Origin of the sequence: Paraburkholderia phenazinium, assembly GCF_900100735.1 — a bacterium.
GTDB lineage: Bacteria > Pseudomonadota > Gammaproteobacteria > Burkholderiales > Burkholderiaceae > Paraburkholderia > Paraburkholderia phenazinia.
The window spans coordinates 295095-308080 of sequence record NZ_FNCJ01000006.1 but is presented as its reverse complement, the minus strand read 5'-3'; the positions used below and the strand labels follow the sequence as shown (position 1 = coordinate 308080).

The 12986-nt window shown below is 61.9% G+C and carries 11 protein-coding genes and 1 tRNA gene; 8 read left to right on the top strand and 4 right to left on the bottom strand.

The features are described 5' to 3' along the window. Positions 1-126 precede the first annotated feature (126 nt). Together BLQ92_RS16415 and BLQ92_RS16410 are read left to right on the top strand one after the other, a co-directional pair. Positions 127-1206, top strand: a complete 1080-nt coding sequence (locus BLQ92_RS16415) for a type IV toxin-antitoxin system AbiEi family antitoxin (RefSeq protein WP_090685585.1) — start codon at positions 127-129, stop codon at positions 1204-1206. 128 nt (positions 1207-1334) lie between these two features. Further along, positions 1335-2066: a nucleotidyl transferase AbiEii/AbiGii toxin family protein gene (locus BLQ92_RS16410; RefSeq protein WP_425194937.1), complete on the top strand. Its 732-nt coding sequence runs from the start codon at positions 1335-1337 to the stop codon at positions 2064-2066. A gap of 334 nt (positions 2067-2400) precedes the next feature. Here the strand turns inward: BLQ92_RS16410 and BLQ92_RS40015 are convergent, their stop codons facing one another. Then, complete coding sequence (locus BLQ92_RS40015) at positions 2401-2571, bottom strand: hypothetical protein (protein WP_175772576.1); 171 nt, start codon at positions 2569-2571, stop codon at positions 2401-2403. Positions 2572-2693: 122 nt separating this feature from the next. Here BLQ92_RS40015 and BLQ92_RS16405 point away from each other — a divergent pair, with 122 nt between their 5' ends. The 3 genes from BLQ92_RS16405 (at position 2694) to BLQ92_RS16390 (ending at position 5616) form a co-directional block, all read left to right on the top strand. Beyond that, the gene (locus tag BLQ92_RS16405; protein ID WP_090685584.1) at positions 2694-2981 is read left to right on the top strand and encodes a hypothetical protein; all 288 of its coding nucleotides are present in this window, start codon (positions 2694-2696) and stop codon (positions 2979-2981) included. Positions 2982-3050: 69 nt separating this feature from the next. Next, a tRNA-Met gene (locus BLQ92_RS16400) sits at positions 3051-3127 on the top strand. 590 nt (positions 3128-3717) lie between these two features. Beyond that, complete coding sequence (locus BLQ92_RS16390; RefSeq protein ID WP_090685582.1) at positions 3718-5616, top strand: potassium transporter Kup; 1899 nt, start codon at positions 3718-3720, stop codon at positions 5614-5616. Between the two features lie 111 nt (positions 5617-5727). Here the strand turns inward: BLQ92_RS16390 and BLQ92_RS16385 are convergent, their stop codons facing one another. Together BLQ92_RS16385 and BLQ92_RS16380 are read right to left on the bottom strand one after the other, a co-directional pair. Beyond that, positions 5728-7245 (bottom strand): carbohydrate porin, encoded by a 1518-nt coding sequence (locus BLQ92_RS16385; protein WP_090685581.1) that lies wholly within the window; start codon positions 7243-7245, stop codon positions 5728-5730. A gap of 91 nt (positions 7246-7336) precedes the next feature. After that, on the bottom strand, positions 7337-7582 hold the full coding sequence (locus BLQ92_RS16380) for a hypothetical protein (protein ID WP_090685580.1): 246 nt from the start codon (positions 7580-7582) through the stop codon (positions 7337-7339). A gap of 1010 nt (positions 7583-8592) precedes the next feature. On the opposite strand from BLQ92_RS16380, the gene BLQ92_RS40010 reads away from it, so the two are divergent. From BLQ92_RS40010 to BLQ92_RS16370, 3 genes are all read left to right on the top strand, one after another. Next, positions 8593-8733 carry a hypothetical protein gene (locus BLQ92_RS40010; protein ID WP_171029870.1) on the top strand — a complete coding sequence of 47 codons (141 nt, stop codon included), beginning with the start codon at positions 8593-8595 and terminating at the stop codon, positions 8731-8733. A 212-nt stretch (positions 8734-8945) separates the two neighbouring features. Continuing rightward, complete coding sequence (locus BLQ92_RS16375) at positions 8946-10697, top strand: ABC transporter permease (protein ID WP_090685579.1); 1752 nt, start codon at positions 8946-8948, stop codon at positions 10695-10697. A gap of 92 nt (positions 10698-10789) precedes the next feature. Further along, complete coding sequence (locus BLQ92_RS16370) at positions 10790-12145, top strand: ABC transporter ATP-binding protein (RefSeq protein ID WP_090685578.1); 1356 nt, start codon at positions 10790-10792, stop codon at positions 12143-12145. Positions 12146-12172: 27 nt separating this feature from the next. Here the strand turns inward: BLQ92_RS16370 and BLQ92_RS16365 are convergent, their stop codons facing one another. Beyond that, positions 12173-12895, bottom strand: coding sequence for an aspartate/glutamate racemase family protein (locus BLQ92_RS16365; RefSeq protein WP_090685577.1), 723 nt, complete (start codon positions 12893-12895; stop codon positions 12173-12175). Between the last annotated feature and the right edge of the window lie 91 nt (positions 12896-12986).

Sequence of the window (12986 nt, the reverse complement as noted above, 5' to 3'; positions counted from 1 at the left end):
AGCATCAGGTCCACTTGGCTGAACTCCATATTTTCACTGTATAAGCATATTTTCAGCATTCGCTGAAAGCCATGGTTTCAGTGAAAATTTTCTTGACAGTTTCACTGAAAATGCTATTTTCAACAAATGTTGAAAATACCTCATTCACTGAAAATTGAGCATTTGGCGGCGGAGGCACTACGACTGCTGCTGGAGCGGGTGCCTGTGATCGACCATCTGGACGTTCAATGTGAGGCGCCGGGAGTCGATCGTGAGATCGACATCGTCGCGCATGCCGACGTCTCGGGCAGGCGCTATACACTCGTCTGCGAAGTGAAGTCCGGTGGCCAGCCCCGTCATGTCCGCACGGGTTTGCTTCAGCTTCGCAACTACGTGGCACATCAGGGGCCGGATGCTATCCCCGTTTTTATCGCACCGTATCTGTCGTCCGAGGCGCAAGCGCTATGTCGCGAGTACGGGGCAGGTTTTCTCGACCTTGAGGGGAATGCTTGCATCGCGTTTGGCAGCATCTTCGTTGAGCGTCAGGTTGCGAGCAAACCAGTTGCCGAGCGGCGCGAACTGCGCTCGCTGTTCAAGCCGAAATCCGCCCAGGTGTTACGCGTGCTACTGCGCGATCCCCACCATGCATGGCGAGTCGCGGAACTGGCGGATGCCGCAGAGGTCAGTCTAGGGCACGTGAGCAACGTGCGGAGCGGCCTGCTTGATCGCGAGTGGGCGCAGTTATCCCGCGACGGTCTGTTTGTATCCGATCCCGACGCATTGTTGGATGCGTGGCGCGATGCATACGACGCTCCGGCCGGCAAGAACCTTGGCTTTTACACAACCTTGCATGGCAGCGGGTTTGCGGACGCCGTGCGCGACATGATGCGCGTGCGGGCCCCGGCAGGGCGCGCGGTACTGGCATCCTTTTCGGCCGCACAGTGGCTCGCTCCATACGGTCGCACGGGAACGCAGTATTTCTATGCTGACGACGAGGGACTTGAACAACTGCGGTCGGTATTAAAGTTATCTTCGACCGCGAAGGGGGAGAACGTCGCGGTGACTGTTCTCGAAACCCCGGGTCTGTTTCTCGATACGGTGGAACCTGCGTCCGGCGTTTTTTGTACAAGTCCCGTTCAGACCTATCTCGATCTCGCCGCGGCCGGTGAACGCGGGCAAGAGGCGGCTGAACATCTACGCAAGGAAAAACTGACATGGCAGAAATGACTCTGGGGGAACCGTAATCTGCCGCTGACTATGACGATCGCACAACGGCGGCCGTCAAAGCGGTACTGATCGAAATCGGTCAGATCCTTGGCAGTTTCAAGGGCAAGTTCGCCATCGTTGGCGGCGCTGTGCCCTGGCTGCTGCTGGGTAGTAACGAAGACATGCCGCACGTCGGCACGCTCGATGTCGATGTTGGACTGGATGCCGAGGCCTTGGGCGATGGCGAATATGTCACGCTGGTCGATGCGCTGCGCCGGCACGGATACGCACAACGCCAGGAGCTTCGGCGTTTTCAACTGGTTCGCCACGTGGCGGTACGCGATGGTGGCGCGTCTGTTGACATCGTGATCGACTCTCTGATGCCGCGAGATGCGGCGATCGTCAAGAATGTCCCGCCGCTGATCAGCGATTTCGCGGTGCAGCGCGCAGATGGTGCCGATCTCGCGGTTCGGTTTTATCAGATGGTGGCGATTGCAGGTCCGATGCCCGCAGGCGGTACGAACCGCGTCGAAGTCGCAGTGTGCTCGATCCCCGCGCTGCTCGCCATGAAAGGGCATGCAATAGAGGGGCGTTACAAGCAAAAGGATGCCTACGACATCTATTACTGCATCCGTAACTATCCCGGTGGACCGGAACCGCTAGCCGAGGCGTGTCGGCCGTTGCTTGATCATCCCAGTGGTGCGGCCGGCTACGGGTTCATAGCGAAAAAATTCGACGTCGTCGAGGGTTTCGGGCCAACCTGCGTACGCCGCTTTGTCGAGGACACGAATGTGCTGGGGGACCGTAGTCCGGAGCAGTGGCAACAGGATGCCTTCGGGCAGGTCGATGCCTGGTTGCGGGCTTTAGGTCTTCGTAGCTGATATTCATGATGACAATGGGGACGGTTCAGACTCCGAAACACATAGGTATCCTGAATTGTGATACGGGCTGAGAGGGCGTGCGTCGCGAAACGATTGGGCCTGAGTGGAATGCACATCACACTGTCCTCGTTGCGATTTCGCAACGCTGCCCACACGCCCTTGACGACGCTGAAGCGCCGACCCGGCGCGGGTTTCCCGCCGGCGGCCCAACCCTCAGACCAGATACCCGATTGCGCGTAGCCATGGCTTGGTTACGATGCAGTCAGCGCGGTGATTCCCGCGCGATGTGTGTTTGTGCCGCGACGATGTCGCGGCTTTTTTTACATGCCAAAGACTACAGCGGCAACCGCCGCGGCTGCAGATATTCCCGGATCACCCCGATCAAGCGGTCGTGATCGCACGCAAGCGGGTCGTCGTCGGCAATCGTCAATAGCGGGTTCTGCGACGACGCGGGGCGCGGCAGACGCCACACCGTGACTCTGGGCGCCGATTGTGCCGTCAGCATGTGGCAGGACGTCGGTGCCCGGTGGGGTCCGATCCACCCGGGCGGCAGACGGGAAAATAAATAGCTGGCGACTTCATTGCCCAGCGTATAGTGGGACGATACTCACGTATCGGGGAAATGCCGTGGCTGAACTCTATCCTGCCCTCTATAAGGACTTCGAAGTGCATCCGCTGGTGTTCTCGCGGCAATTCGACAAGTTCGATGGCCACAAGCGGCATGCCGAAGGCTATGACGTTGCGGTGCGCGTCTGCCGTCCTGGCGCGATCAGCGGCTCGAAGGCGAGCCGGGTGTTTCGCCTTGTGCGTCCTGCCACGTTTTCCGATTTCGGCATCGCCAAGCGCAGCGCCAGCCAGTACGGCGCAGACATCATCGACGGCAAGGTCGACGGTGCCTCAGTTGCCGATCTATGAGGCCAAAAAAATAATTCGCCTGATTGTTTGACGATTTGCCGACATCTCTATACAATCCGTTTTCTCTGACGCGGGGTGGAGCAGTCTGGCAGCTCGTCGGGCTCATAACCCGAAGGTCGTAGGTTCAAATCCTACCCCCGCAACCAAGCATTATGGGAAGCCCGCTGGCGATTGCCACGCGGGCTTTTTCATTTGGTGTCACGCGCCAGGGCACCGGTCTCAAGGCTCGCTTTGAGCCGCGCGTCGACGAGAGATCGAGCCTGGTGCATCTCGAAACTGATACGTTATCCGAAGTATTTGGGTGCCTCAAACGTCCAGCGGTGGCCGTGAAAGCGCGTGCGGAGGGTGGTGGTGGCGATTACGGACGCGAACCGCGTTGGCTTCTGAAAGGAAGCGAAGGTAGTATTCGGCGCATAAGAGGTGTGCGCCTCGCCTCGGCGCGCGCCCTGTGAGACACCCCTTGTTTCGAGGACGTTGAAATGGCGACATACATCCTGTTGGGCGGCGGTTTTGGACTGGCTCTTGCGATCGCGCTATGGGGCATCTGGAAACTGAGGTAGACGTTGCCGGCACGGACTGTGACTTCCCCGAAAATCTCCTCGGCGCGCAATATTTTCATCGCGCTGTATCAAGAACCTGCTAGAAGCTAGATCTTCCGCTGGTGCGAGGGCCGTATTTGCGTCAGGCGCCAATACGGTCAGGCATGCCGTTAATTTCATTTTACTTACGACACCCTATGTCCTCAACTGTCACCAGTCCTTCCTCTCAGACTGTCAACGCCGCGCCCAGTCTCGTGCTGGGCGCTATCGGCGTGGTGTTCGGCGATATCGGCACGAGTCCGCTGTACACACTGCGCGAATGTCTGAAGGCCGCGGGCGGCATCACCCAGCAGAACGTGTTCGGCATCGTCTCGCTGATCCTCTGGTCGATCATCATCGTGGTCACGCTCAAGTATGTGAGCTTCGTGATGCGCGCCGACAACGACGGCGAGGGCGGGATTCTCGCACTCACGGCGCTCGCCTCGCGTGTCGCGCCGGCACGCCTGTCGCAGGTGCTGCTCACGCTCGGCGTATTCGGCGCGGCGATGTTCTACGGCGATTCGATGATCACGCCGGCCATCTCGGTCATCTCGGCGGTGGAAGGCGTGACGCTGGTCGACCCCAAGCTGACGGCCTGGATCGTGCCCATCTCGCTTGTTATCCTGACCGGTCTCTTCAAGCTGCAAAAGCGCGGCACCGGAACGGTCGGCAAGGTCTTCGGACCGGTGATGATCGTCTGGTTCATCACGCTGGCGGCGCTGGGTCTGCTGCATATCGTCGCCGGCCCGACGATCATGAAGGCGGTCTCGCCGCTTTACGCCGTGAGTTTCGTGGCTCATGCGCCCGGCACCGCGTTCGTGGTACTCGGTTCGGTGTTCCTCGCCTTGACGGGGGGCGAGGCGCTCTACGCGGACATGGGGCACTTCGGTAAAAAACCGATTCGCCTTGCCTGGCTGCTTCTGGTGCTGCCGAGTCTGGTGCTCAACTACTTCGGTCAGGCCGCCCTGGTGCTCGCCAAGCCGTCGACCATCGAGCAGCCGTTCTTCGAGTCGGCGCCGGGCTGGGCGCTGGTGCCGCTGGTCGTGCTGGCAACCGCTGCCACCATCATCGCCTCGCAGGCAGTGATTTCCGGCGCTTTCTCAATGACCAAGCAGGCGGTACAGCTCGGCTTCCTGCCGCGCATTCCGGTGGTCCATACCTCGACGCATGAGGTCGGCCAGGTCTATGTGCCGTTCATCAACGTGTCGCTGTATGCCGCGGTGGTGTTTCTCGTCGTGTTCTTCAAATCTTCAGACAATCTGGCCGCAGCCTACGGTATCGCCGTGGCCTCGACCATGCTGCTGACCACGCTGCTGATGTATTTCATCACGCACTCACTGTGGAAGTGGAAGCCGCTCGCCACCTTTGTGGTAATCGGTCCGCTGGCGCTGGTCGACGCGGTGTTCGTCTCGAGCAATATCGGCAAGGTGATGGACGGTGGCTGGTTCCCGCTGCTGGCTGGCGGTGTGTTGTTCACGGTGATGACCACCTGGCATCGAGGCCGCGAGGTGGTGGTGGAGCGCATGAAGAGCGACAATATTCCGCTCGCCGGACTGATCCAGTCGCTATGCGGCGGCTCGCATCCGCCGCCGCGCGTCGACGGCACGGCGGTGTTTCCGGGCGGTGTCGCCGGCATGACGCCGTCCGCGTTCATGCACAACCTCAAGCACAACCGCGTGATGCACCGGATCAACATCTTCATGGCCGGCATCACGGATAACGTTCCGCACGTGCATGACGACCAGAAAGTGACGGTGGAGAACCTCGGCCACGGCTGCTATTCGGTTAGCGTGCGCAATGGCTTCATGGAGATTCCCAACGTGCCGGCCATCCTGTTGCTGGTCGCCAAGGCGATCCCCGACTGGGAATACGAGCCTGCGGACACGTCGTTCTTCCTTGCCCGCGATACCGTGCTCGCCACCGGTGAGAGCAAGGCCATGTCGCTGTGGCGGGAGAAGCTGTTCGCCTTCCTTGGACGCAATGCGGCGCAAGCGGCCGAGTACTACAGCTTGCCGGCCAACCGCGTGGTCGAACTGGGCGGGCAGATCAATCTGTAGGCTTGTTGCGCGGCGCGGCGCGGCGCGGCTGCAGGCTGCTAGCTGAGCCGCCAGCCGCGTCGTGTCGTTGCAATACGGCCGCCGGTGCCCCGGCGGCGCATACCATCCTGCTTAGAACGTGATGTTGGTGCGCAGGCCGACGATCGCTTCGTTGCCGATGCGTTGCGACGGATTCTCCGGATTGGGGATGCCGCCGGCCGGACGGAACGCATACTGGAAGTCCGCCTGCAGTTGCCACCACGGCGTGACCTGATACTGATAGGTCGCTTCAAGGATTGTCTCTGCACTACGCGACGGGTATCCCGGCGTATAGATGGCCGACGTGCTCGCGAAGTCCTGCGCATGCGAGCCGATTTGCGCGTAGCCGACCGCCAGCCCGACGACGTCGTTGTCGCGGCCCTTGAACGGCGCCTTCAGCGTCACCCCTGCATTGATCCCCAGGTCCACCAGGTTGCGATCGCCCGGTGCGCCCATCACCCGTGCAAATACGCCGACCGACTGCGGGCTGTCCACGCTCGGGCGCCACACCATCTGGTCGGCCACAGCGTAGAAGCTGTAGTCGCCGCGATGGTTCTGGGCGATGCCGTTGCTGGCCGGGTTGGCGAGCGACAGGCCGGTGGTGTCGAAGCCCTGATCGGCAAACTGCTGCGTGTTGTACCAGAAGCCGAGCTTGTAGGTGCCGGGCAGGCCGCTGGGTTTTGCCGCGGCCGGATCGGACGGTGCCGGGTTGAGCGCGTACTGCACTTCGCCGATGAAGAGCGCTCCGTCATGCAGGTTGAAGTTGGTGCCATGCGCGTTCAGCTTCTGCGGATCGCCCACGCTATTGCCCGATGGGTTGCCGTCGAACACGCCAGCCAGCACGGTCCAGTTGTCCGACGGTGTGACGCGCAGGCGCGCACCGAGCGACGAGAGCGGATAGGCGGGACCGCCTGCGGGCAGGTCGACAGACGGCAGCACCGACCAGCCGAAGGTCGCATTCATGAACGTGCCGGCGTACTGGCTCACCATGAATTCCTGGTCGAGGCTTTGCTGGCCGACTTTCACGTCCACTTTGCCGCCGAGCAGCGACTGCTGGTACCACAGTTCCCACAGGCGCGTCGTCGCGTTGGCCTCGATGCCGGTCGCGGTTTGCAGCGTTTGCAGGTCTCGCGAGGTCAGGTTGGTGCCGTGAATCTGCAGACCCGACACGTTGAAGATGCCGCCTGGCAGACCGAAGGCTTTCTGCGTATCCACCCCGATCCCGAACTGGGTCAGGCCGTCGTACGCCCCGCCGCGCCGCGTGCCGCCCGACAGGTTGTTCAGATACTCGCTGGTTTCCTGCAGACCAAAGGTCACACCATAGTTGCCGAGCCAAGGGCGCAAGCCGCCCATGTCGCCGAGCAGATTCGAGCGTTCCCAGAAGCCGGTCGGCGCGGGTGGCGTCTGATCCGGTTTGGCCGCGGCGGCGTCGGGACTGGCGGGCGCGGCCGGTTGTGCATCGCTCTGTCCGGTCGCGGGAGCTGGGGCGGCTGGCGTGGCGTCGCTGCTCGCCTGGGCAAGCGCCGGCGGCACGATCCCGAGCGAGAACAACAGGCTCAGGCTGATGGGTCCGCTGGACAGCAGCAGTTTGGTTTTCAGATTTTTTTTCATGGCGAGTGGGGCGAAGTTATCGCGGCGTAGCCGCTTGAATGTTTTGTCGATCTAACGCTTCAAAAAAGGCGGGACTGTGAACCTGTCCCGTTCAGGAGAACCACCAGCTCACCCGTAACGCACTCTCCAGTTCGGTACTGGCGGATGTGGTGGACAACATTGCGACCAGCGCCACGGCGACAACAGTCATCGCCAGAATCGCGTAGCCGCTAGGTGTCAATGGATTGCCGACGTAAGCGGCCCGCAGCGCGGCGCGCGCAACCAGCTTGCTGGCGCGGCGCAGCGAGGCGCCGGCCCCTGCGCTCAGAACCGAGCTGAAAAACGAAAAGACGAACATAGGCCAACTCCCGTCCAGCCTGACAAGATCAAGCGACGTACGAAGACGTGACGGCGTCTCGCAAGCAATCTTGCGAAAGGCGGTCGAACAAGGGAGCGTGCTGCTGACGGACTGGCGGCAGTGCCAGTCAGAGATGAAGCGCGCTAACCCGACTAGGGCGAGTTAGCGGCGAAGGAGGGATCCTGCGGCGGCTAACTCGCGGTTGTGTTGCCGGCACGGGCCGGCATCGGACTTCCACTACTAGAGCATGCGTCCACGAGGGACTCCTTTTGATGAGACGGGCGGATTGTATTCGCCTCTCTCGCGAAACCGCAAGTAAAAAAATCGTAAAGGCAACATGCTCCGATGGGGCCTGATGGCCATGACATGTCACTTGCACGGACCTTTCCCTCAAGACCGGATGAAAGGCCAATGAAGCTTTATCGTTCAGCCGGGCGCCGCCGAGGAGGGGATTTTTATTATGTTGGCTCTGCTTAGCGAATGAAGTTGACTTTTGAGTCTTAAAATGTCTAGAATTCTGCCGTCGTCACAAATGGGGCTAATGCCTTGGACAGTAGCAGTAGTCGATCTTCGATCAGTTTCTTTGCCTGACCAGCAGGACGCCCGCGCTGTATTCTCTAGCCGCCGTCTTGCCAGCAGGCAGACGGTGCGCGCCGTAGTCATACCCTCCGTGCACCTTTATCAGCGTCGTTAGAACGCGGCGATCTCGCGCGTTCGTACGGCACCCGTGTCGCGAGCCTCGCTCGCGGCGGCGCTCGCGCGCGCCTCGGCAATCCGGGGCGCAGCCTTGCGCGTGGATAAATCAAGGCAGCGTGCGTCGCGGACGCGCGCTGCCTTGCAGCGATAAGGAGTACCCCATGCCAGACCCTGACAGTTGTCCCATATGGCGCCATACCTTTCCTTTGTCTGAAGGAAGCGAGTAGATCTTCTCCGCCACGCGCATGATGCGCGGGCACTCCGGGTCTGCTGGCTTCCAACGAATGCGTTAAGCCAACGCTCGGAGCAATACCATGAACTTCGGCCTCCTCCTGTCGCAACTCCCGCACGTCCAGGAATCGCGCGTCCACTACGACGCCATGCTTTCTCTGCAAGCCCGCGAACCGCACCGGTTCGCCGCGCTCTGGCACACCCTGAAGTCCCTCGTTTCGTAAGTTTCCTCGCGCTTGCGTCATTGCAAGGTGCGTTTCGTCGCTCGCGATGAAGTGCCCCGAGTCAATGGTGCAGGCGTGTGCTGTTCCTTTGTTCGCCTATGTTTAGCCATGAGTCATTTCAGCTTTCCGTCGCGAGTATTTAACCCTGCTGCCGCGCATCGCTTAGGCGTCGCTCCGTATGTTCCTGAAACCCGTGACCGGGGAGACGCCAGATGAATTTCAGTTTCAATCTAAACCGCACCGCCAATGCGTCAGCGTGGCGATTGCTGCCCAACGGCTGGGACTTCGTCGCCTTCCCGCTGATCATCTGCGTGATCGCTTTCACGGCGATCGGCTTTCACCAGACGCTCGCGCCGATGTCGACGCTCAAGACCCAGGTGATCTCGCTCGACCCGGCGAGCCTGCCCGAGTACGCGTTGCGCACCACGCTGCGCATGCTGGCGGCGATGGTCGCCTCGCTGACATTCACGCTGATCTACGGCACGCTCGCCGCCAAGAGCCGCCGCGCCGAAAAAGTGCTGGTGCCGATTCTCGACATCCTGCAGTCGGTGCCGGTGCTGGGCTACATTTCGTTCACGGTCACGTTCTTCCTCGCGCTGTTCCCGGGCCGGGTGCTGGGCGCGGAGCTCGCAGCGATCTTCGCGATCTTCACGAGCCAGGCCTGGAACATGACGTTCAGCTTCTACCAGTCGCTGCGCACGGTGCCGCGCGACCTGGACGAAGTCTCGCGCGGCTTTCACCTGACCGGCTGGCAGCGTTTCTGGAAGCTCGAAGTGCCGTTCTCGATGCCAGGCCTCATCTGGAACATGATGATGTCGATGTCGGGTGGCTGGTTTTTCGTGGTGGCTTCGGAAGCGATCACGGTGGGCAACAACACGATCACGCTGCCGGGGATCGGCGCGTATCTGGCCCAGGCGATCTCGGACAAGAACCTGCACGCGGTGGGTTGGGTGATCCTGACGATGACGATCGTGATCATTGCCTATGACCAGTTTCTGTTCCGTCCGCTGGTGGCGTGGGCCGACAAGTTCCGCATGGAAACCACCAGTTCGGGCAACGCGCCGGAGTCCTGGCTGCTCGACCTGATTCGCCGCACCCGTTTGATTCACCGCAGCCTCGTGCCGCTGGGCAAGATCTTCGCCAACGCGGCGCGCTTGCCGGTGCGTCTGCCGGGCGTGGGGCGGCTCAAGTTCAGCATGCCGCGTCGGCAGAAGCCGTCGCTGGCAGGCGACATCGTCTGGGGGATCCTCGTGATTCTCCTCACGGTGTATGTCGTCTATCGCGTGGTGGCCTATGTGCGCACGGGTGTGACGCTCGACGAAGTGGGCCACGTGTTGGTGCTCGGCCTGATCACGCTGCTGCGCGTGGCGCTGCTGATCGCCATCTCCTCGGTGATCTGGGTGCCGATCGGCGTGCTGATCGGGCTGCGCCCGGCGCTCGCCGAAAAGATCCAGCCGCTCGCGCAGTTCCTCGCGGCGTTCCCGGCCAACCTGCTGTTCCCGGTATTCGTGATCGTCATCGTGCGCTTTCATCTGAATCCGGATATCTGGCTGTCGCCGCTCATCGTGCTCGGCACCCAGTGGTACATCCTGTTCAACGTGATTGCGGGTGCCAGCGCCTATCCGAACGACTACCGCGAAGTCTCCACCAACTTCGGCATCCGTGGCTGGCAGTGGTGGCGCAAGGCGATGCTGCCGGGCATTTTCCCGTACTACGTGACGGGGGCGATTACCGCCTCGGGCGGTGCGTGGAACGCGAGTATCGTGGCCGAGTTCGTGCAATGGGGCGATACCAAGGTTCAGGCTCATGGCCTGGGTGCGTATATCGCTCAGACCACCGCCGCGGGCGACTTCCCGAAGATCATTCTCGGCATTGCGGTGATGTCCCTGTTCGTCACCTTGTTCAACCGCACGTTGTGGCGTCCGATGTACGCCTACGCCGAATCCAAGCTGCGGCTCGACTGAGCGGCCCTATACCTGACGTTTCGCCCCAGGCCCCGTGAAGGGGGCCTGCAAAAATTGGGCGACCCGGTAGTTTTATTGTGAGCGTAACCACGATGCTAAATCCTAAAGTTGTATCGGCCGATCTTCTCCCGACGGCGTCCCAGACCCAGCCCGCGCCTGCGCGCCTCGGCGAAGAAGTGCTGCGCGTGACGGACGTGAGCCGCGGCTTCGACAAGAACCAGGACGAGTTGCTGGTGCTCGACGGTGTGAACCTGTCGCTGCGCGAAGGCGAGATTGTCGGCATGCTGGGCCGTTCGGGCTCGGGCAAGTCGACGCTGCTGCGTATCATCGCCGGCCTGATCGAACCGACCGGCGGCGACGTGACCTACCTCGGCAAGCCACTCGACGGTCCCGCCAAGGGCGTGGCGATGGTGTTCCAGACCTTCGCGCTGTTTCCGTGGCTGACCGTTCTGCAGAACGTGGAAGCCGGTCTCGAAGCCCAGGGCGTGGGCGCCCGCGAGCGTCGCGAACGCGCGCTGGCGGCGATCGACCTGATCGGTCTGGACGGCTTCGAAAACGCTTACCCGCGCGAGCTCTCGGGCGGCATGCGTCAACGCGTGGGCTTTGCCCGGGCGCTGGTGGTCGACCCGACCCTGTTGTTGATGGACGAGCCGTTCTCCGCGCTCGACGTGCTGACCGCCGAAACGCTGCGTACCGACCTGCTGGATCTGTGGACCCAGGGCCGCATGCCGATCAAGTCGGTGCTGATCGTCACGCACAACATCGAAGAAGCGGTGTTCATGTGCGACCGGATTCTGGTGCTGTCGTCGAACCCGGGCAAAGTGATCGCCGAGATCAAGGTGCCGTTCCAGCACCCGCGCAACCGGCTTGACCCGGCGTTTCGCGCGCTGGTCGATGACATCTACGCGAAGATGACTTCGCGCCAGCACGACGAATCGACCCGCAAGGGTCTGGAGCTGGGTAGCTGGCTGCCGCATGTGTCGACCAACCTGATGGCTGGTCTGATCGAAATGCTGGCGGCTGCACCGTATAACGGCCGCGCCGACATGCCGGAAATCGCCCGCTCGCTGCATCTCGAGGTGGACGACCTGTTCCCGGTTGCCGAAGTGCTGCAGTATCTGGGCTTTGCAGAAGTGCGCGAAGGCGACATCCTGCTGACGCCGCCGGCGCGCGTGTTTGCCGAACTCGGCACGCAGGAACGCAAGATGATGTTCGCCGAGCATCTGCTGCGCCACGTGCCGCTCGCGACCCGGATCAAGAAGGTGCTCAACGAGCGCCCGGGCCATCGCGCGCCGCGTGTGCGTTTCGAGCAGGAACTGGAAGACTTCCTGACCGACAGCGCCGCGGAAGACACGCTCGACGCGGTGATCAACTGGGGCCGCTACGGCGAGATCTTCTCGTACAACGACCAGACCGAACTGTTCAGCCTGGAAGACGTGGAGTCCTAAGCACGGGCAGTCAGGGGCGCGGCGGAATCAGTCCGCCGCTGCTGCGCCTTGACGATCCGCTTCGATTGCCCAGTCCACCGCCGCCTGCGCGTGCAGCGCGGCGGTGTCGAATACCGGCAAGACGGCGTGCTCCGGCTTGATGAGGAGCGTGATCTCCGTACAGCCGAGAATCACCGCCTGCGCGCCGCGCGCGGCGAGCTCCGCGATCACGCGCTGATAGACGCGCCGTGATTCCTCGTGGACCACGCCATGACACAACTCGTCGAAAATGATGCGATGCACATCGGCGCGATCGGCTTCGTTCGGCGTCAGCGTTTCGAGTGCGTAGCGTTCGGCGAGCCGCCCCGTATAAAACGCCTGCTCCATCGTGTAGCGCGTACCTAGCAAGCCGACGCGTTCGATGCCCGCTGCGCGCAAGGCGCTGCCGGTTGGGTCGGCGATATGCAGGAACGGCACCGCGACGGCCTGCTCGATCGATTCGTAGACCTTGTGCATCGTGTTGGTGGCGAGGATCACGAGGTCCGCGCCGCCGCGTTCGAGTTGACGTGCCGCTGCGGCCATTTGCGTACCCAGCGCGGCCCAGTCGCCGGCGCGCTGGTGCGCTTCCACTTCGGCGAAATCCACCGTCAGCAGCAGATTGCGTGCGTTGTGGTGGCCGCCGAGGCGCGCTTTCGCATAGCGATTGAGCAGCCGGTAATACTCGACGGAAGATTCCCAGCTCATGCCGCCGATGATGCCGATTGTTTTCATATCTGTGTCCCTGACGTGCCGGTGCGGTTGCGTGAGCGTCGAGTATAGGCTGGGCAGGGAGGCGGGCAGCGGTACGGATCGGCGGGATTGC